A 19,041-nucleotide genomic window follows, 5' to 3' on the forward strand; every position below is an offset into this window, starting at 1 on the left:
TTGCAACCAAGCGCCCGTTCCGCGCATCCCCTGTTTGGTCGCGCCAGCCCCCGGTTCGTCGCCTGCCCCCTTCCGGCGCGCGGTGTGCTGGCTATGCTCGGCCCATCGCCCACCCCGACCGCCTGCCGCCATGACCCTGCAGATCGTCTTCATCGCCCGTCGCCTGCTCGCCTGGGGCCTGCTGCTGCTGCTGGCGGCGATGGTCTGGGACTCGCTGCCGCTGCCGAACGTCATGCCGTTCTTCTTCCTGTTCGTGGTCGCGGCGGCGTTCGTGGTCACGCTGGGTTTCTCGCACCTGCGGCGGGTGCGGATGATCGCCGGGCACCTGGACGCCTCCACCGTCTCCAACCGCCAGCGTCGCCAGGTCGAGATTCCGCTCGATGCCGAGGAAGCGTTCGCGGTGGTGGACGCGGCGATCCGCGACCTGCCCAACGTGGAAGGCGTGGAAAGCGCGCGCGACAGCCTGCAGCTGCGCGCCCGTGCCGGCGGCGCGGCCCCGCAGGACGGCGACTGGACGGTGCGGCTTGGCCGCTTCTTCAACGACCTGTTCCGCACCCGCCGCAACCGCATCCTCGCCACCATCGCCCCCGGCGATGCGATCAGCAGCGCGACCGTGATCTGCGAGCCGGAGAGCGACGCCTGGAACGACTGGTTCCGGGTCGACGACGGCACCAACCTGGAAAACGTGGAAGCCATCACCCGAGCCATCACCCGTCGTGTCTCCGAGCGCCGCCGCAGCGAACAGGCCGCCGCCCGCCAGACCGCGACCGAAAAGGAGTTGACCGTGGCCAAGCTGAGCCTGCTGCACGCGCAGGTCGAACCGCACTTCCTCTACAACACCCTGGCCAGCGCGCAGGTGCTGACCCGGCACGATCCGCAGCGCGCGGACCTGATGCTCGGTCACCTGATCGAATACCTGCGGCGCTCGCTGCCGCGCACCGACGAGGCGGTCTCGACCCTGGGCGCGGAGCTGGAACGCTCGCAGGCCTACCTGGAGATCCTGAAGCTGCGCATGGGCCCGCGCCTGCAGGTGCAGCTGGACGTGCCCGACGACCTGCGCGCGACCCCGCTGCCGCCGATGATGCTGCAGACCCTGGTCGAGAACGCGATCAAGCACGGCCTGGAGCCCAAGCCCGGCGGCGGCACCGTGTGGCTGCTGGCGCGCGCCAGCGAGCGCAAGCTGGCGGTCACCGTCGCCGACGACGGCATCGGCTTCGGCGGCGAGGACGGCGGCCGGAAGACCGCCGGCACCGGGATCGGCCTGAAGAACGTGCGCGAACGTCTGCGCCTGGTCTACGGCGACAGCGCCCTGTTGTCGGTGGTGGCCAACTTCCCGCAGGGCGTGGCGGCGACGATCACCGTGCCGCTGGCGCTGCCGCCGGGCACCGCGGTGCCGCCACCGACGCCGCGCGCCGCGCCGGTCCAGGACAACCGCGACACCCGCGACGAGGTGGCCGGCCATGAGTGATCCGCGCCCGCAGGCGCCGGCCCGTGCCGTCGCCACCGCCATCGTCGCCGAGGACGAGTCGCTGCTGCGGCAGTCGTTGGTCGAACAGCTGCTCAGGGCCTGGCCGGAGCTGGAGATCGTCGCCGAGTGCGAGGACGGCGCCAGCGCGCTGGACGCGATCGCCGAGCTGCAACCGTCGGTCGCCTTCCTCGACATCCGCATGCCCGGGCTGACCGGGCTGGACGTCGCCGCCGCCGCCGCCGAGGCCAGCCCGGACACGCGCATCGTCTTCATCACCGCCTACGACCAGTACGCGGTCGATGCCTTCGAGCACGGCGCGATCGACTACCTGCTCAAGCCGGTCGACCTGGAGCGGTTGGACGCGACTGTGCGCCGCCTGCAGAGCCAGTCCGGGGTCGGGCTCGATGCCGCCCTGATCGAGGCGCTGGCCGCGCGCATGCGCGGCGCCGCGTTCGGGCCGGCCGAGCCGCTGACCTGGATCACCGCCAGCGCCGGCCGCGAGACCCGGCTGATCCTGGTCGACGACGTCGCCTACTTCCGCGCCGACCACAAGTACACCGTGGTGGTCACCGCCGAGGGCGAGGCGCTGATCCGCAAGCCGATCCGCGACCTGCTGGAGGTGCTCGATCCGACCGTGTTCAAGCAGGTCCACCGCTCGACCATCGTCAACCTGCGCGCGGTCGCCGCGATCGTCCGCGACGACAGCGGCCGCGGCACCCTGCGCCTGCGCAACCGCGAGGAAACCCTCGCGGTCAGCGCGCCCTACATGACCCTGTTCAAGCACATGTGACCGCGGCCGTCCGCGGAGGAAGGATTCGACCATGCTGTTGCGCGCCATCATCGCGATCGTCCTTGCCGCCCTGGCTGCCGCCTGCAGCGGCGTCCCGGGCACCACCGTCGTGCTGCGCGAGGGCAGCGACGGCCATACCGGCTTCCACAGCCGGACCCGGGCGTTGCCCGGTCATGCGCGCTTCGAATGCCTGGCCAGCGACAGCGGTCGATGCCACTACGCGGTGTTCGGCGGCGTCTGCGCCGGCCTGTCCGCGGCATTGGGCGACGGACGGGTGCGTTGCGCCGAGGATGTCGCGCCGCGCCTGCAGTTCGATCTCAAGGTCGGCGAGCACCGCAGCGTCGGCGGCCTGCCGCTGGGCTTCCGCCACTGCGCCAGCGGTCGCCGCGGGCCGGTCACCGCCGCCTGCCTGCGATACGGGCAGGGTCGGTCGCCGTCGGCCTGAACCGCGCGGCGGAACACCGGCCCGGGAGAGCGCCGGGCGCGAGCCACGCCCGCACCGGACGTGCTTCTCTGGGAGCTTCCCCGACCTGTCCGCGCTGCTGGGAGTCACGGCCGGGGAGGTGGCGGCCTCAATCCCCGGTGCTGGCGGCCTGCACCCGCGCGGCGCGGATCGCGCCCCGGCCTTCGCGCGCGACCATCTCGCGTGCCTGCTCGCGGTCGGCGGCGTCGACCGCGGTCACCGTCACTCCGGCCTCGCGCAGCGCGGCGGCGACCGCCTCGGCCCGGGCCGAGGCCAGTGCGTCGTCGCCGCCGGCGTAACCGGTCACCTCGACCGACGCCAGCTGCCAGCGCTCCAGCGCCCAGGCGATGTCCCGCACCGTGGCGGACGCGTCCGCGTCGAGGCTGGCGCTGTCGTCGCCGAAGCCGATCAGCGGCAACGGCTGCAGCGCCGGCACCACCCGCACCTGCGGGCGGCGGTTGCCGTCGCGCAGCGCGGTTTCGAGACGATGCGCGGCGCGCAGGTCCAGGCCGGCCTCCGGACGCAGTTGCCACGACGCCTCGCCGCCGCCCTGCAGCACCTCGAAGCGGCCGAAATGGCCGAGCGCCTGTTCGCGCAGCGCATCGAGTGCGCGTTCGCTGGCGGTGCGCGCCTCCTGGTCGACGCGCGCGGCCGACTGCAGCCGCTGCACGCTGTCGCGCAGCTGCGCCAGCGAGGCGGAGGCCTGTTCGCGGGCCTGGGCATCGACGTCGGCGGTCACCACCTCGCGCAGTTCGACCACCACCGGCTGTCCGGTCGCCGCCTCCAGGGTGCGTTCGATCTGGTCGGCCAGCTGCGGTCGGTAGGCCGGGGTCATCATCACCGCATCGATCAGCAGGGTGCGCTTGTCGCGATCCACCCGCAGCGTGGTGATGCGGCCGCCGACATCGCGGGCGGCCTCGTCGAGGGTGGTGCGCACGGTGCGGTCGACCACGCCGCGCGCGGCGATGTTGCGCAGCGCCAGGCCCAGCGGGATCGACAACAGCACGAAGGTGCCGACGATCAGGGTCGCCTGCCAGGCGGTCTGCTTGGGCGAGTCGGTCGCGCCGAAGCCGTACCAGCGCGCCATGATCGTCACCGACAGCGCAATCGCCAGCAGGTTGGTCATGAACAGGAACGCGGCGCCGCCGGCGATGGTGCCGCTGCCGACCGCGACGCCGAAACCGACCACCGCCAGCGGCGGCATCAACGCGGTCGCGATGGCGACGCCGACGATGGTCTCGCCCTTGCGGGTGATCGTCGCGTACGCGCCGGCCAGGCCCGAGAACACCGCCACCAGCAGGTCGAACAGGGTCGGCTCGGTGCGGGCGAGGATCTCGGCGGTCGGCTCGCGCAACGGCGAGGCCAGCACGATCACGGTGGCGGTCAGCAGCGATACCGCGACCCCGATCGCGATCGCCTTCAATGCCGAACGCAGCGCGCGGAAGTCGAAGGTCGCCAGCGACATGCCCATCGACACGATCGGCCCCATCAGCGGCGAGATCAGCATCGCGCCGATGATCACCGCGGCCGAGCCCTGCAGCAGGCCGAGGGTGGCGATGCCGCAGGACATCACCGTCATGAACACGTAGCGCGGCGCCATCGCGCCGGCTTCGCAGACGTGATCGACCACCGCGTGGCGGTCGACATTCAGGTGGCGGGCGCGCCAGCGGCGCAGCCAGCGCCAGCGCACGTGGAGATTGGGCAGGGTCGGCAAGCGGGTGGTCCGGACGGGAAGCTGTGCGGAGCTTACCCGGTCCCGCTGCAATACCGGGTGTGCGGCGATCATGGTGCTGTCGCGGTCGGGACGGGCTCCCGACCGCGGGTTCCGGTCCGCCTCAGACGTCGCCGTCGTCCAGCCAGCCCTCGCCGCTGCCGCGGTTGTAGACGCTGTCGGTGTCGAGCACGTCGCCGGCCGGGACCGAGTCCAGCTGCGCCAGCCTGGCGTAGATCGGGGTGAAGTCCGGACGCGTGGCTTCCATCAGCTGTTCATAGCTGTCGATCACGAAGTAGGTCTTCTGGAAGGTGTCGATGCGGTAGCGGGTGCGCATGATCCGCTCCAGGTCGAAGCCGATCCGGTTCGGCGCATCGCTTTCCAGGCAATGGATCGACTCGCCCTTGGACGAGACGATCCCGCTGCCGTAGATGCGCAGCCCGTCCTTCTGCCGGATCAGGCCGAACTCCACGGTGTACCAGTACAGCCGGGTCAGGTTGACCAGCGCTTCGGGACCGATGCCGTGCGCCTTGACCCCGCCGCGGCCGTAGGCCTGCATGTAATCGGCGAACACCGGGTTCATCAGCAGCGGCACGTGGCCGAACAGGTCGTGGAACAGGTCCGGCTCGCTGAGGTAGTCCAGCTGCTCGGGCTTGCGGATCCACCAGGTCACCGGGAAGCGGCGGTTGGCGAGGTGGTCGAAGAAATCCAGCTCCGGCAGCAGGCCCTCGACGCCGATCAGCTCCCAGCCGGTGGCCTTGCGCAGCACCGGGTTGAGGTCGTCGAACTTCGGGATCCGGTCGGGGCTCATGCCCATCGCCTGCTGGCAGGACAGGAACTCGTCGCTGGCGCGGCCGACCAGGACTTCGCGCTGGCGTTCGAACAGCGTCGCCCAGACCTCGTGGTCGGTGGCGCTGTAGTCGGCCCACGGCTGCTCGACCACCGAGGTGGTGTACACCGGCACGTACCCCTTGTCGGTCAGCTGGTGCTCGACGCGCTTGGGGGTGGCATTCATGGCGGTGTCCTCGGGGCTCCTGGGGCGATCTCCCAACGTAGCGCAGGATGCGCGCAATGGGCTTGCAAAGTTGCACGGTATGCCGGATATCAAGCAATAATATTGCGCACAACATGAATAGGACGCATGTCATGAGCGCCATCGAGCTCGATCGCACCGATCTGTTGATCCTGGCCGAACTGCAGCGCAGCGGCCGCCAGAGCAATGCCGAGCTGGCCGAGCGGGTACATCTGTCGCCTTCGGCCTGCCTGCGCCGGGTCCAGCGGCTGGAACGCGAGGCGGTGATCGCCGGCTACCGCGCCGAGGTCGATCCCGAGCGGCTGGGCCTGGGCCTGCAGGCCTTCGTCCGCGTGCAACTGTCCGACCACGGCAGCGAGGCGATCGAGGCGTTCAGCCGCTTCGTCAACGGCTGGGACGAGGTGATCGCCTGCCATGCGCTGACCGGCGACATGGACTATCTGTTGCACATCGCGGTGCGCGATCTCGACCACTTCTCGCGCTTCCTGCTCGACCGCCTGCTGAACCAGTCCGGCGTCGCCGACGTCAATTCCAGCTTCGTGCTGCGCACGGTCAAGGCGTTCCGCGGCATGCCGCTGCCGCGCCAGGGCGGCGGTTGAGCGGGCGATGGCCGCCGATGCGGTCGTCGGTGCCGTGCATGCGCTGACGTATGGCTGCGCTGCGGGCTTGCGCGACGCAGCATTCGGATCGACAGCGTGCGCATGAACCGTTCGATCCGATAGGGAAACTCGATTCGCATGCGGGCTGCGACACGTTTCGCGACACGTCTGCGCGCAAAGAGACAAACGAGATTGACATCGGTCGTCACATCGGGTTGCCTGCAAGTAGGCGCTGGATGTGCTTTGTGGCGCCGACGAGGGGGTGGCGTCGCCAGGGCGGGCATGGCCAGGTCGGGTTGCGTCAAACAGGGGGACCCCGATTCTCAACGATTCGGGAGATCAACAGATGAGACAGCAATACCGACTGCTGGGCCTGTGCGCGGCCCTGGTCCTTGGAACGTCCGCCTGCACCGTTGACGGAAACGCCAAGTACACCGGGGGCGGCACGCTCAACTCGGCGGGGGGCACCGGCAAGGCGGTGATCACCATCAATGCCGATACCTGCGGCGGCAACGAGAACGCCAAGGGACGGGTCAAGTACGCCGACCGTACCGCGATCGACTTCGAGGCGGTGGGCGGCGTGGCGGCGACCGCGACGATCGCCAAGGCCGGCGTCTGCGGCATGGGCGATTCCGGCTCGCTGGACCCGGACGAGTCCGAATGCATCTGCGAGGGCTGGCCGGCCGCGGTCGGCACCTATGTGTCGACCAACCCGGCGGCACCGGGCGAGGGCGTGTTCCGCGCCTGCTTCCTGTCGACGCGGGAGAACGATGTCGGGGGTGTGGATCCCAACGTGGTCCTGGTGAACGACATCTCGTTCGTGGGCGGGCCGTACGACGGCTACTTCAACCACGGAACGATGAGCGGAAACATCAAGACGCATGCCTGCGAGGCGCCGGCCGAAGGCTGAGCACGATCGCGACGGACCACGCATACACGAGGAATCCACATGAACATGAAGAACACCCTGCTCGCCACCGCGCTCGGTGCGGGCCTGGCGATGATCGCCGCGCCGGCATCGGCGGCCGACACCCAGCGCTACCTGGTCAACCTGGCGCCGGGCAGCGACGCCGCCGCGGTGACCGCGGTCCTGCAGTCGCACGGCGTCGATGTCGTGCGCAGCTTCGAGGATGCCAACGGCGCGACCCTGGCGGTCAATGTCGACATGGCCAACCTGCCCGACCTGGTCGCGCTGCGCGCCCAGCTGCCGCAGGTGACCGGCTACGGCATCGACGTCGCCCGCCGCACGATGGCGATCCCGACCCCGATCGAGGATGTCGTCGTCGACGGCGAGACCGTGCCCTGGGGCATCCAGGCGGTCGACTCGCTCGGCGTGCCCTACGGCGGCGGCCGCAAGGTCTGCATCATCGACACCGGCTACGACCTCGGCCATCCCGACCTGCAGACCACCCGGGTCGACGGCGAGGACGAGGGCGCCGGCCCCTGGGACAACAGCGACGGCGGCGGCCTCCACTACCACGGCACCCATGTCGCCGGCACCATCGCGGCGCTGGGCGACAACGGCCAGGGCGTGATCGGCGTGGTGCCCGGCGGCGACCTCGACCTGCACATCGTGCGTCTGTTCGATTCCGGCGGCGGCTTCGTCTACGCCTCCGATCTGGCCGGCGCGATGGAGGACTGCGCGGCGGCCGGCTCCAACGTGATCAGCATGAGCCTGGGCGGCGACTACTCCAGCCGGCTGGAGGAGCGCGTCGCCGAACGCCTCAACAAGAAGGGCGTGCTGCTGGTCGCCGCGTCCGGCAACGGCGGTTCGATCGGCGGACTGGAGCCCAAGGGCGACTACGCGACCTTCTCCTATCCGGCGTCCTACGACGCGGTGATGTCGGTCGCCGCTTACGACAACAATCTGGAAAAGGCGTACTTCTCGCAGTACACCAGCCAGGTCGAGATCGCCGGCCCCGGCGTCGACGTGTTGTCGACCGTGCTCAACGGCGCCTACGGCACGGCCTCGGGCACCTCGATGGCGACCCCGCACGTGTCCGGCGTCGCCGCGCTGGTGTGGAGCAACCACAAGGAGTGCAGCAACCACCAGATCCGCAACGCGTTGCGGGAGTCCGCCTACGACCTGGAGGCGCCCGGCTACGACTACTACAGCGGCTGGGGCCTGGTGCAGGCGCAGGCGGCGATGGACTACCTCGCCGTCAATCCCTGCAAGGGCAAGAAGACCGGCGCCGGCAATCACTGACCGGTCGCGCGGGCCCCGGTTGCGTTGACGCGCGCCGGGGTAGGATCGGCGGTGTCGGCAGCGTGCCGGCACCGTCGATCGATCCCTGCCGATCCGGCAGGTCAGGAGGACAGATGAGGCTCCGGATCCACAACCGCCCGCGCGCGCTGCGCGCCATCGTCGGCGTCCTGGCGGCCGTGCCGCTGGCGATCCTCGCCGCCTGCGCGGCCCCGCAGAGCGGCCAGGACGGCGCACAGCCGCAAGAGCAGGCGCAGGCAGAGTCGGAGTCGCCGCCGATGGTCGGTGGCGACCGCGATGCCCACGGCTGCATCGGCTCGGCCGGCTACCAGTGGTGCGAAAGCCGCAACGAATGCGTGCGGCCGTGGGAACTGGCCGCCAGCGAAGGCTTCGAGGACAGCGCCGAGGCCTTCGACAGTCATTGCTCGGCGGCGAGCGCGGGGGACGCGCCGGAGGGGTGAGTCCGCCACCTTGTGCCCGCAAAGGTGCGTAGAGGGTGCGCGGTCCGTACAGCGGGAAGCCACCCTTGCACCCACGCGTCTGCAATTGCCATATCGCTAGCCACGCTGGCATGCGGGCGGGAGACCGCATCCAGTCGAATGGTGGCCGGCTTTGTCGAGCGGACGTGGGGCGATCGAAAGACTCAACGTCACACGGCCCTGGGGTGCCGACGAGACCAAATCTCGCGTTGCCATGACGATTGATGCCAAGGCATCCTGCTCTGGACTCGATGTGGCCAGAGTCGCCATGGATCTGAAGACGCCTAAAGAGCCTGCAATTGGATTCGATACGGTAAGCGGGGGTTCAAGGATGGCAGAGCGCGAGACGGACGCAGCGGCGCGGCGACTCACTACCGCTGTCCTGGTGCTTCTGATCGCGGTTGTGGCCTGCAAGCCGACGGCGCAGGCAGCTTCCGACGATGGGCCTTCACCGGAGGTGGTCACGAATGAGCTGGAACGTGATCGTGGCCATCGGCGCGATGATCCTTCGCACAGTGCCGGAGGCGTGGCTGAAACCGCCTATGACGAAGAACGTCGGTTCCGTAGCCGGTCGCCCAAAGGGCTTAGTGAATCGTACTTTTCGTGCCTGAAGCGGACGAACTATCGTGCCGTGGAAAGTGCGAGCTGTGTTTCCAGCGAGATCGAGCGCCAGGATGCGCGCTTGAACCGACTGTATGGAGAGCTCATGGAGGCACTGGGCGAGGACGGAAAGGACGATCTCAGGCAATCTCAAAGCGCTTGGATCAAGCTCGCATCCAGCGATATGGAGTTGGAGAGCCATATCTACGGCAACGAGATAGTCGAAAACGCACAAAAGCACGAGAACAGGCTGTTCAGGATCTGCGAACGAGCCAACCTGTTGGAGAAGTACCTCGACACCGTAGAGCTGTAGCAATGTCGCCATGGAGGGAGCCGCGATGAACCAAGGGGTCGATCTGAACGATGCTGATTCGGTGGTGGGCGCGGTCTACTTCGTGGTGGGAAGAGGTACCGAGGGGGGTGCGGCTTCGTACCGCTTGTCGATTGCCGGCGTTACCAACCGCACTTGGGGCGTGGTGGACGCGGTTGCTTCCAACAGCGGATACACCATCGGCGCCATCCAGGTGGATCTTGGCCAGCGTGGGACGTGGCCATTGGGGGAGACCGGGGACCGTGCGCTGGAAGAAGGTGAGATCAGTTATGTCGATGCCATCATCGAGCAGGCGTCCGGCTATGCCGAGCGGAACGGACTGCAATTCACCGACGACCTGCCCCGGCTTCGATCCGATCTACTCAGTCATGGAGATGGTGGACTGAGGCCAAACGGCACGAGAAGGGAAGAAGTCAGCTTCATCGATACCGCGACCAGAGACAGCATCAACGCATGGGCCGGTTCGGATGAAGGCAAGAACTGGATACATCGGAACATCGATATCGCCCAGGTACGGAACATCAGCACTGCCGCGACCACCATGGTCGAGGACTTCGGGCAGAACATTCCCGAGGACAGGAAGTTCGAAGTGATATCGATGATCGCCAAGACGGCGAACCAGATGCCGGCACGGCTGGATCGATTCGAGACGGCGTTGAAGGATGGCGGCGACTACGATGCCGTGATGGCCGTCGGAGAGAGGCTGGATTCGAACATCAGCTACTACGACGGACTGAAGGCGGCGGCGATCGCTCGCCGCTATCAGGCCGAATACTCCGACCCTTTGAAGCAGGCGGCAATGGACCGAGCGCATGCCAAGGTCAGCGCCGAGGACTACGATCCGGCGACGGAGGCGGGCGATCTGGACATCCAGCAGTCCCTGCACGCGGTTGGACTGCGTTCGCGGCACCTCAGCTACTCCGAGCAGGTGACCTTGCAGCTGCAGGAGAATCTGAACACCCTTGGGTTCACCGATGGCCGGGGCCGCGCACTGGTGGCGGATGGCGACTTCGGGCCGGCCACCCGCCATGCGATCGAGGCGTTCCAGTCCGACCGTGGAATCGAAGTCGACGGCAGGCTCACACCCGGGATCGTCGAAGCGATACAGGATCGGGTGAACGAGCTCGATCCGCAGCAGGCCTTCGACCGGGCCTTGCAAGGCATCCCCGCTGTGGATTCGAGCCTGTCGGGGAGGAGCGACGCGGGCGCGGCCGTGCAGGCATTGCGGGCGGGCCTATCGCAGCCGGAAGGTCGGCAGCTGCAGCCCTGCGGTCCGGAACCGGTGTTCGATGACCCACGGATGCAACGGCTGGCGGCGGCGCTACTGGCCGACGATGACGCCGCCGTATCGCGGATCTGCGCCGAGATCGAGCGTTCGCCGGAGATGGCGGCCATGGTTCGACAGGGACACGAGACCCTGGCCGAGCAGGAGCGCCAGCAACAGGATGCGGCCCGTCAGAACGAAGCTCAATCGCAAAACCTGGTCCATCACTGAGCCACGGAGGCCCCATGTCCAGCGTAGCCCCGACCCGGGACGTCTTCCAGCTTCTATCTGCGCTGGTCGCCAAGATCGAGCAGCGTGAGGCGCGGATGCAAGCCGTGTTCGATCAGCGGTTGCAGGGGCTGCAGGACGAGGTCGGTCGTTTGCAGCAGCGCGTCAACGGCATCGTCGACGGCGCCCAGGCGCGGATCACCGAAGAGGCGCGCGAGGCGCTCAGGCCGGTCGCCGCCGAGTACGGTCATGCCGTTTCGGCAGTCTCCGGGCAGTTGAAGGGCGCCGGCAGGATGGTCTGGTCGTGGTTCGCCGTTGCTGGAGCGACCCTGCTGGTGGCCGCGCTGGCCGGATGGGCTGTGCTGGGCTACTACCAGCGCGAGTTGACACAGGCCCGCGATGAACTCGAGCGCTACGAGAATGCGGTACCCGTCGTTCGGGCCTTCTACAACTCCGATGCGGTGCTGTGCGAGGAGCGGCTGTGCGTCAACGTCGACAGCAAGAGCCCGGCGCGGGGTGAGCGCGGGCGGTATCGACCGGTCCTGCCGCGCAGCGCGCAGGAGGCGGCGGCGCGCTGATCCGGGTGCGCGACCTCAATTGCTCGTCGAGGCCGCGGCGGCTTCGCAGTCGGGTTCGCGGCCGAGCAGGCGGGCGATGCGCCCCGGCTCCTGTTGCAGGCAGGCCAGGCGGGCGGCCTCGCGCTGTTCGCGCTGGTGACGGCTGCGGTGTTCGCTGGCGCGGGCGACCGAGGCCTCGGCCAGCTTGGCGCGGATCGCCGGCAGTGCCGCCAGCGCCGCGCGCTCGCCGGCCAGGATCGCCGCGCTGCGCTGCTCGAAATCGGCCGGACCGATGTCGCCGACCTCGGGCCGGATCACCACGTCGGCGCGCGCCAGCTCCTCGGCGCCGGCGCGCTGGCCCATGATCGCGATCGACTGGTTGACGATGCCGAGCATGTCGCTGGGCGCGGTGCCGCGGGCCTTGTTGGAGATGTCCACTGCGATCACGAAGTCGGCGCCGAGTTCGCGCGCGGCATCGACCGGCACCGGGCTGACCACGCCGCCGTCGACATAGTGCTTGCCGGCGATCGTGACCGGCTCGAACACACCGGGAATGCTGCTGGATGCGCGCACCGCCTGGCCGGTGTTGCCGCGCACGAACACCGTGCGCTTGCCGGTCTCCAGCTGGGTCGAGACCGCCGCGAACGGGCGCGCGAGCCGGTCGATCGGGGTGGCGTCGACCTGGCCGTTGACGTAGTCCTGCAGCGCCTGGCCCTGGACCAGGCCGCCGGAGAACAGACGCACGTCGCGGATGCTGGACTCGTCCAGCGCGACCGCCTTGCGCTGCATCTCGAACGGATCCATGCCGCTGGCGTACAGGGCTCCGACCACGCTGCCGGCACTGGTGCCGGCGATGGTGTCGACGCGGATGCCGTTGGCCTCCAGCATCTTGATCACGCCGATGTGGGCGAAGCCCTTGGCCGCGCCACCGCCCAGCGCCAGGCCGACCTTCAGCTCAGGCGGTGGCGGAACCGGCGCCGGCGTGGACGCATCCGGCCGGGTCGGATTGCCGCCGCAGGCGGCCAACAGGACGGTCGCGGCGGCCAGCAGCGCGGTTCGACGAAGCGGACGGGGGATGTGGGATCGCATGCGGGGGCCATCGACAGGCAGTGACGCCGCAGCATAGCCGGGCCGGTGGCGACAAAATCGACTGGCGGCCAAACGGGGCGCCGGGCTGCGCACCGGCGGGGCGCTCGCATCGCGCCGGGCAAGGCGCCCTCTCCCCCAATCGGGATCGGGGGAGAGAGTTGGGGTGAGGGGGGCGAGGCCGTTGACGCGGAGGGCCTCGCCCGGGGCGCCCTAGAAGTTGTTGTCGCCGTCCAGCAAGCGGCCGAAGCCGCCGAGCACCGAGCCCTCGCCGCGGTTCTGGCCGCCGGCCTGCGGCGCCGCCGCCAGCATGCGACCGGCCATCCGCGAGAACGGCAGCGATTGCAGCCAGACCTTGCCGGGTCCTTTCAGCCGCGCGAGGAACACGCCCTCGCCGCCGAACAGCATGCTCTTGATGCCGCCGACCTTGGTGATGTCCATCTGCACGCTGTGGTGATAGGCGACCACGCAGCCGGTGTCGACGTCGAGGTGCTCGCCGGCGGCGAGTTCGCGCTCGACGATGGTGCCGCCGGCATGCACGAACACCCAGCCGTCGCCCTCCAGCTTCTGCATGATGAAGCCTTCGCCGCCGAACAGGCCGGTCAGGATCCGCCGCTGCAGGTGGATGCCGATCGAGACCCCGCGCGCGCCGGCCAGGAAGCTGTCCTTCTGGCAGATCAGCCGGCCGCCGTGCTCGTCGAGCTTCATCGCCAGCACCGTGCCCGGATACGGCGCGGCGAAGGCGACGTGGGCCTTGCCGTGGCCGGTGTGGGTGAAGGTGGTGGTGAACAGGCTCTCGCCGGTGACCACGCGCTTGCCGGCCGCCAGCAGCTTGTCGAACACGCCACCGCCCTGACCGCTGTGCGAGCCGTCGCCGAACACCGTGTCCATCTGCACCGTCGCGGCCTTGTACATCAGCGCGCCGGCCTCGGCGACCGCGGTCTCGCCCGGGTCGAGCTCGATCTCGACGAACTGCATGTCGGTGCCGACGATCCGGTAGTCGATGTCGTCGCTGCGGCCCTTGGACGACGGCGCCGGCGGCGGCATGTGCGCGGGCAACGCGCCGCTCGCATCGGCGAACTCCGGCAGCGAACGCGCCGCCTGCCAGCCGGACAGGCCCTCGCGCCAGCACTGCGCGGCGGGATTCTGGCGGACATAGGCCTTCGCGGCATCGGTATCGAGCGGACCCACGCGCTCGCCGCCGGGAGGAACGAAATACCACTGGCTCATCGGGCAATCCTTTGGTTGGTGTGTCACATCGAAGCGCCAGAGTGTAGCGGGCGCGCGGAAATGGACATCGGCCGGAGGTCATCGTTGGGCCAGTATCGGTCGCGCCGGGCTTGTCGCGCGTGTGGACGCACGATCCTGTCGATCAAGTACGGCAGGTGCCCGATCCATCCAGAAATGCCGGGTACTGCGGGTGGGCGCCGACGGAGGTATCGACCTCAAGGTAGGCGAGTCGGGCCCATCCAGGAATCTCCAAAAAGTGGCGAAACACTGGAAACAGAGGATGCTATTTGCGGATCTTGGCGGCAAGTCTGGCGGAGCTCTCATCTGCCCCGGCATGATTGCGGAGCCTCTGATCCCATGACAGAAGATCATGCCGTCTGCCACGGGAAAGCAGACTTGATCAAGTTCGAACTTTCTATGAAAATTCAGTGTTCATAGAAGAAGCGGTATATCCAGCTTCTCGGGGCAAGAGCCATTCTGCGTATAACACCCATGTGCATTGATCGGAGAGCCCTCCGGCTTCTCCATTCATGTCGTGCGGTTGTCGCTGCTGCATGTGCAGGGTGAATCTCGGTAGTGCTGTGCTATGGGGGCGCAACCTCAGGGTCACACGCATAGCTTGGACATAAACTTCAGATAAAGGTCGGTCGATGCGTGTGTTGAGCCTTGCAAGAGTTGTCACGAGTTCCATGCTGATCTTCTTCGCCTCGTTCTCTGTGTACGCCCAGAACGGTGGTTACGAGGCGGACATGGCAGTCGAGAGAGTGCGGAAGTCCGAGGTTAGCTCTCTGGGAGAGGGCATCTTCGGGGATCAGATTGACCACTACTCAGGCAGCGCCTCTTTCGCGATCGCCGATGTGAGCATTCCCGGGAACAGCGGCCTGTCCGTATCCGTTGGACGGGTTCACCACGTAGGGGGGCGCGGCCCACAGAGTCTCGGGCTCTTTGGCAACTGGGAGATCGATATCCCGCATATCTCCGGAACCTACGACTGGGACTGGCCTGAGGGGGGGCAGCACTGGGCCAACAACATATGCTCATCGCAGGACTTTCCGATGGTCTGGGTGGGAACCAGCGCCAGGTACTGGGTCACGGAGCACTGGGAGGGCATTCGACTGCATGTGCCGGGTTCCGGGGGGAAGTTGCTCCTTGATTCGAACCCTGACCTGCAAAGCCCCCAGGATGGAAGCAACTACATCTGGACAACCGCCGATCATTGGCGCCTTGCATGCAAGGCGTTGAAGCGAGGCTCGGGGCAGGGCTTCATTGCGCTGTCTCCGGATGGAACCAAATACTACTTCGACATCGCCTATGAAAGAGAGGCGATGCCGATGATTCTGTCGAAGTTCGTTAGGATTGTGGGTGGCGGGTCTGATTACCAGGGGGAGCAGCTGCTCCACAGGCGGAAGGTCTTTCTCTACCCGTCGAGAGTCGAGGACCGCTTTGGAAACTGGGTCAACTACAACTGGGAAATGGATGACGCGAACGACTCGCGGCTGAACTCCATTGTGGCCAGTGACGGGCGACGCATCGATATTCACTACAAGTGGATCGAGCCCAGTGGCGTAACGCGGCCGGCCGACGCCGACGGCTACAAGGTGGAGCGGGTCGTCGCAAACGGCCGTACCTGGACCTACGGCTACAACGAAAGATCGTTCCTCACCACGGTCACTCTTCCTGACGGCACGTACTGGCAACTTTCGCCGACATCGGCGTATCCGACTTACCAGAACCTGGGAAGCAATCCGTGTGAGGGAATCACCTGGACGCTTGCCGGGAACAGCTTTCAGTACGACATGACGCATCCCTCCGGAGCGCAGGCGCGCTTCCATTTCAAGACCACGCCGCATGGGCGCGCCAACGTGTTTCCAAAGTGCGACTGGGACAGCTACTGGCGCCATGACAAGGCCAGGAGTCCCGGCAAGTACTTCGTGACGGTCGCTCTCGACAAGAAGGAGGTCTGGGGGCCGGGTGTTCCGCTGCGTTCCTGGGTGATTGAAAGAAGTGATGCCGGCAGCGACGCCAGCTGGCAGGGAGAGAATACGGGCGACACGATCAAGACCGTTTCGGTCACCGACTCGGCAGGCGAGTTCACGCGTTATACGTTCAGTAACGACTATGCCAAGGATGAAGGCAAGTTGTTGAAGCTGGAAGTGGGCGGAAGCCCTGCCCAGATACTGTCCACCACCCAGTACTTCTATGACGTCGGACACACCATTCCGTCATATGTGCAGAAGGCGGGCACGTATGCCTATCACGTGGGTATCAATCCCCTGGAGGATGATGTCATTCCCTTGTACAAGACGGTAACCACGCAGGATGGTACGTCCTTCAGTTGGCAGGCTACCGCCTTCGATCAGCTGGCTCGCCCGACCCGGGTCGTTCGATCAAGTTCCGTTGGATTCTCGCGAACGGAGTCTTCCGAGTACTACGACGATCTGCCGCTCTGGGTGCTGGGACAGCCCAAGAAGGTGACCTGTGCCGCGGCGACGCCGGCGGAATCCGATTGCGACGGCGGCGCCGACTCGGTGGTGTCCGAGACGGTATATGGCTGGAAGGCGCTGCCGTGGAAGACCTTCCGCTTCGACAAGCCCCAGCAGGTCTTCAGCTATCACACGACCGGCACATCGGCAGGAAACGTTTCCTCCGTAACCGACGGGCGGGGCAACAAGACCCTGCTCACCAGCTGGAAGCGTGGCATTCCGCAGAGCATCACCTATGCCGATGGGGCCAAGCAGTCGGCGCAGGTGAACGACGACGGCACGATTGCATGGGTCACTGACGAGAATGACAGCAGGACCTGCTATCAGTACGACAGCATGGGACGTCTGACCCGGGTCACTTACCCGTCGGAGTCCTCAGCCAATACCTGCAGTGCCGCGCCCTGGAACATCACCACCCAGAGCTTCGCCCCGATTGCCACGAGCGAGTACGGCATTCCGGCAGGCCACTGGCGGCAGGATGTGGCGACAGGCAACGGGCGCAAGAAGACCTACTTCGATGCGCTGTGGCGTCCGTTGCTCGTGCGCGAGTACGACAGCGGCAATCTTTCCGCGACCGAACGTTTCACCCGCTTTGCCTACGATCATGAGGGACGGGTCACGTTCGCCTCCTACCCGAGCACGTCCAGCAGCCCGGCCAAGGGGGTTCATTCGACCTACGACGCGCTGGGCCGGCCGACTTATGTGAGGCAGGATTCGGAGCTGGATCTGGATCAGAACGGAACTCTGGATCAGCTGGTCACGCGGACCGAGTATCTGAACAACGTGGATGGCTACTACACCAAGGTCACCAATCCGCGTGGACAGATCACCCGTACCTGGTATCAGGCCTTCGACCAGCCCAACTACGAGACTCCGACCGCCATCCGGCACCCGGAAGGCGCGGTCACCCATATCAGTCGCGACATCTTCGGCAAGCCGATCCAGATCCGCCGCAGCAACAGCAACGATCCGTCCGGCGGCACCGTGGCGGTCGACCGCAACTACGTCTACAACGGCAGCCAGGAGCTGTGCCGGGTCAACGAACCGGAGACCGGCGATACCTATATGGGCTACGACGCGGCCGGCAACCTGGCCTGGTCCGCGGCCGGTTACAACAGCACCGGTACCGGTTGCCTGAGCGCCTCGCAGGTGGCAGCCCGGCGCGTGGACCGCAGTTATGACGCGCGCAACCGGCTGAAGACCCTGACGTTTCCGGACGGCAACGGCAACCAGCAGTGGAGTTATTGGCCGAACGGTCAGGTCCGGCAGGTCACGACCCAGAACGATGGCGTGGCCGTCTACAACAGCTATACCTATTTCCGGCGTGGGCTGTTGATTGGGGAGAGCCAGTCGCAGGCCGACGGTGAGGCCCGGACGATGGGCTATACCTACAACCCCAATGGGCATCTGTCCGGTCATCGCTATCCCACGGGACAGGAGGTCGCCTACGAGCCCAATGCCTTGGGCCAACCGGGCCGGGCGGGCGTCTACGCCACCGGTGCGAGCTACTATCCGAACGGGGCGCTCAAGCAGTTCACCTATGGCAATGGCATCGTCCACACGTTGAGCCAGAATGCGCGCGGCCTGCCCGACACCAGCACCGATGCCTATGGCAGCACCAAGTTCCTGAGCGACAGCTACGACTACGACGCCAATGGCAATGTGGCGGCGATCACTGACGGGGCGACCGGGCGCAACCAGCGCGGCAACCGCGACATGGTCTACGACGGCCTGGACCGTCTGACCAGCACGATCTCGCCGATGTTCGGCACCGCGACCTACGCCTACGACGTATTGGACAACCTGACCCGGGTCAGCGTGAGCGGTGGCGCGTCGCCGCGCAATCACTACTACTGCTACAACAGCCAGAGCCAGTTGGCATTCGTGCGTACCGGCGCGGTCTGCAGTGGCGGCTCGGCCAGCCCGGCCGCGCATGCGTTGAGCTACGACCCGCAGGGCAACCTGTCGCAGAAGAACGCGATGCTGTTCGACTTCGACTACGGCAACCGCCTGCGCGAAGCGGCTGGTGAGCACTATCGCTATGACGGCCATGGCCGTCGCGTGCAGTCCGACAGCACGGCCGGCAAGATCGGCTCGATGTACGACCAGGGTGGTGTACTGCGTTACCAGAAGAACCGGCGCAAGGACAAGGCGACCGAGTACATCATGCTCGGCGGCAGCCTGGTCGCGAAGGCGGACTGGCCGGTGGACCACGAGCTGTCGACGAAGGACTACGTGACCTGGACGCCGGTGCCGGGCGTGACCCGCTACGTCATCGAGGAGAGCGTGGACGGGCTGACCTGGACGACGGTGTACGAGGGTAGCGACACCGACTGGGCGTCATTGGCCCGCCCGGAAGGGGTTTACACCTACCGGGTGCTGGCCTGCACGGATGCGGGGGTCTGCACCGAGGTCACCACGGTAGCGCACGTGCAGCGACCGGCGGTCAGCATCGTGCCGATGCTGTACCAGTTGTTGTTGAACTGAGAACACCCGAAGCTCCGCCGTGGACTCGC

At 67.0% G+C, this 19,041-nt stretch carries 15 protein-coding genes; 11 read left to right on the forward strand and 4 right to left on the reverse strand.

Annotation, left to right across the window (positions count from 1 at the left end):
* Nucleotides 1-130 precede the first annotated feature (130 nt).
* Genes C9I47_RS00195 through C9I47_RS00205 form a run of 3 tightly spaced genes read left to right on the forward strand, consistent with a single transcriptional unit; the run spans nucleotide 131 to nucleotide 2,703 of the window.
* Nucleotides 131-1,468: a sensor histidine kinase gene (locus tag C9I47_RS00195; RefSeq protein ID WP_111264935.1), complete on the forward strand. Its 1,338-nt coding sequence runs from the start codon at nucleotides 131-133 to the stop codon at nucleotides 1,466-1,468.
* The gene (locus tag C9I47_RS00200; RefSeq protein WP_111264936.1) at nucleotides 1,461-2,258 is read left to right on the forward strand and encodes a LytR/AlgR family response regulator transcription factor; all 798 of its coding nucleotides are present in this window, start codon (nucleotides 1,461-1,463) and stop codon (nucleotides 2,256-2,258) included. The genes C9I47_RS00195 and C9I47_RS00200 overlap by 8 nt, the downstream gene beginning before the upstream one ends.
* Before the next feature lie 31 nt (nucleotides 2,259-2,289).
* Nucleotides 2,290-2,703 (forward strand): hypothetical protein, encoded by a 414-nt coding sequence (locus tag C9I47_RS00205; protein ID WP_111264937.1) that lies wholly within the window; start codon nucleotides 2,290-2,292, stop codon nucleotides 2,701-2,703.
* A gap of 127 nt (nucleotides 2,704-2,830) precedes the next feature.
* On the opposite strand, the gene C9I47_RS00210 is transcribed toward C9I47_RS00205, so the two are convergent.
* Nucleotides 2,831-4,435 (reverse strand): DUF389 domain-containing protein, encoded by a 1,605-nt coding sequence (locus C9I47_RS00210; RefSeq protein ID WP_190238553.1) that lies wholly within the window; start codon nucleotides 4,433-4,435, stop codon nucleotides 2,831-2,833.
* A 121-nt stretch (nucleotides 4,436-4,556) separates the two neighbouring features.
* Nucleotides 4,557-5,447, reverse strand: coding sequence for a phenylalanine 4-monooxygenase (phhA, locus tag C9I47_RS00215; RefSeq protein WP_111264939.1), 891 nt, complete (start codon nucleotides 5,445-5,447; stop codon nucleotides 4,557-4,559).
* Between the two features lie 131 nt (nucleotides 5,448-5,578).
* On the opposite strand from phhA, the gene C9I47_RS00220 reads away from it, so the two are divergent.
* The 7 genes from C9I47_RS00220 to C9I47_RS00250 all read left to right on the forward strand — a co-directional run bounded on the left by C9I47_RS00220 (nucleotide 5,579) and on the right by C9I47_RS00250 (nucleotide 11,747).
* A complete protein-coding gene (locus C9I47_RS00220; protein ID WP_111264940.1) occupies nucleotides 5,579-6,064 on the forward strand; it encodes an Lrp/AsnC family transcriptional regulator in 486 nt (161 codons plus the stop codon).
* Nucleotides 6,065-6,410: 346 nt separating this feature from the next.
* The gene (locus C9I47_RS00225) at nucleotides 6,411-6,974 is read left to right on the forward strand and encodes a hypothetical protein (RefSeq protein WP_111264941.1); all 564 of its coding nucleotides are present in this window, start codon (nucleotides 6,411-6,413) and stop codon (nucleotides 6,972-6,974) included.
* A 39-nt stretch (nucleotides 6,975-7,013) separates the two neighbouring features.
* Nucleotides 7,014-8,270: a S8 family peptidase gene (locus C9I47_RS00230; protein WP_223250210.1), complete on the forward strand. Its 1,257-nt coding sequence runs from the start codon at nucleotides 7,014-7,016 to the stop codon at nucleotides 8,268-8,270.
* A gap of 113 nt (nucleotides 8,271-8,383) precedes the next feature.
* On the forward strand, nucleotides 8,384-8,728 hold the full coding sequence (locus tag C9I47_RS00235) for a hypothetical protein (protein ID WP_223250211.1): 345 nt from the start codon (nucleotides 8,384-8,386) through the stop codon (nucleotides 8,726-8,728).
* 286 nt (nucleotides 8,729-9,014) lie between these two features.
* The gene (locus C9I47_RS00240; RefSeq protein ID WP_190238555.1) at nucleotides 9,015-9,659 is read left to right on the forward strand and encodes a lysozyme inhibitor LprI family protein; all 645 of its coding nucleotides are present in this window, start codon (nucleotides 9,015-9,017) and stop codon (nucleotides 9,657-9,659) included.
* A 25-nt stretch (nucleotides 9,660-9,684) separates the two neighbouring features.
* Entirely contained in the window at nucleotides 9,685-11,172 is a 1,488-nt protein-coding gene (locus C9I47_RS00245; protein ID WP_190238556.1) for a peptidoglycan-binding domain-containing protein, read from the forward strand.
* A gap of 14 nt (nucleotides 11,173-11,186) precedes the next feature.
* Nucleotides 11,187-11,747, forward strand: coding sequence for a hypothetical protein (locus C9I47_RS00250; RefSeq protein ID WP_111264944.1), 561 nt, complete (start codon nucleotides 11,187-11,189; stop codon nucleotides 11,745-11,747).
* A 15-nt stretch (nucleotides 11,748-11,762) separates the two neighbouring features.
* Here C9I47_RS00250 and C9I47_RS00255 read toward each other — a convergent pair whose 3' ends face one another.
* Both C9I47_RS00255 and C9I47_RS00260 read right to left on the reverse strand, forming a co-directional pair.
* On the reverse strand, nucleotides 11,763-12,815 hold the full coding sequence (locus C9I47_RS00255; RefSeq protein WP_111264945.1) for a patatin-like phospholipase family protein: 1,053 nt from the start codon (nucleotides 12,813-12,815) through the stop codon (nucleotides 11,763-11,765).
* Between the two features lie 210 nt (nucleotides 12,816-13,025).
* Nucleotides 13,026-14,042 (reverse strand): TIGR00266 family protein, encoded by a 1,017-nt coding sequence (locus C9I47_RS00260; protein WP_111264946.1) that lies wholly within the window; start codon nucleotides 14,040-14,042, stop codon nucleotides 13,026-13,028.
* 689 nt (nucleotides 14,043-14,731) lie between these two features.
* Here C9I47_RS00260 and C9I47_RS00265 point away from each other — a divergent pair.
* Complete coding sequence (locus tag C9I47_RS00265; RefSeq protein WP_145985370.1) at nucleotides 14,732-19,012, forward strand: RHS repeat domain-containing protein; 4,281 nt, start codon at nucleotides 14,732-14,734, stop codon at nucleotides 19,010-19,012.
* Nucleotides 19,013-19,041: the final 29 nt, after the last annotated feature.

Source organism: Marilutibacter maris (assembly GCF_003233695.1).
GTDB lineage: Bacteria > Pseudomonadota > Gammaproteobacteria > Xanthomonadales > Xanthomonadaceae > Marilutibacter > Marilutibacter maris.

Bases quoted from the DNA above. Each gene is read 5' to 3' on its own strand.
- C9I47_RS00195 (WP_111264935.1), top strand. From the start codon at position 131: ATGACCCTGCAGATCGTCTTCATCGCCCGTCGCCTGCTCGCCTGGGGC.
- C9I47_RS00200 (WP_111264936.1), top strand. From the start codon at position 1,461: ATGAGTGATCCGCGCCCGCAGGCGCCGGCCCGTGCCGTCGCCACCGCC.
- C9I47_RS00205 (WP_111264937.1), top strand. From the start codon at position 2,290: ATGCTGTTGCGCGCCATCATCGCGATCGTCCTTGCCGCCCTGGCTGCC.
- phhA (WP_111264939.1), bottom strand. From the start codon at position 5,447: ATGAATGCCACCCCCAAGCGCGTCGAGCACCAGCTGACCGACAAGGGG.
- C9I47_RS00220 (WP_111264940.1), top strand. From the start codon at position 5,579: ATGAGCGCCATCGAGCTCGATCGCACCGATCTGTTGATCCTGGCCGAA.
- C9I47_RS00225 (WP_111264941.1), top strand. From the start codon at position 6,411: ATGAGACAGCAATACCGACTGCTGGGCCTGTGCGCGGCCCTGGTCCTT.
- C9I47_RS00230 (WP_223250210.1), top strand. From the start codon at position 7,014: ATGAACATGAAGAACACCCTGCTCGCCACCGCGCTCGGTGCGGGCCTG.
- C9I47_RS00235 (WP_223250211.1), top strand. From the start codon at position 8,384: ATGAGGCTCCGGATCCACAACCGCCCGCGCGCGCTGCGCGCCATCGTC.
- C9I47_RS00240 (WP_190238555.1), top strand. From the start codon at position 9,015: ATGGATCTGAAGACGCCTAAAGAGCCTGCAATTGGATTCGATACGGTA.
- C9I47_RS00245 (WP_190238556.1), top strand. From the start codon at position 9,685: ATGAACCAAGGGGTCGATCTGAACGATGCTGATTCGGTGGTGGGCGCG.
- C9I47_RS00250 (WP_111264944.1), top strand. From the start codon at position 11,187: ATGTCCAGCGTAGCCCCGACCCGGGACGTCTTCCAGCTTCTATCTGCG.
- C9I47_RS00255 (WP_111264945.1), bottom strand. From the start codon at position 12,815: ATGCGATCCCACATCCCCCGTCCGCTTCGTCGAACCGCGCTGCTGGCC.
- C9I47_RS00260 (WP_111264946.1), bottom strand. From the start codon at position 14,042: ATGAGCCAGTGGTATTTCGTTCCTCCCGGCGGCGAGCGCGTGGGTCCG.
- C9I47_RS00265 (WP_145985370.1), top strand. From the start codon at position 14,732: ATGCTGATCTTCTTCGCCTCGTTCTCTGTGTACGCCCAGAACGGTGGT.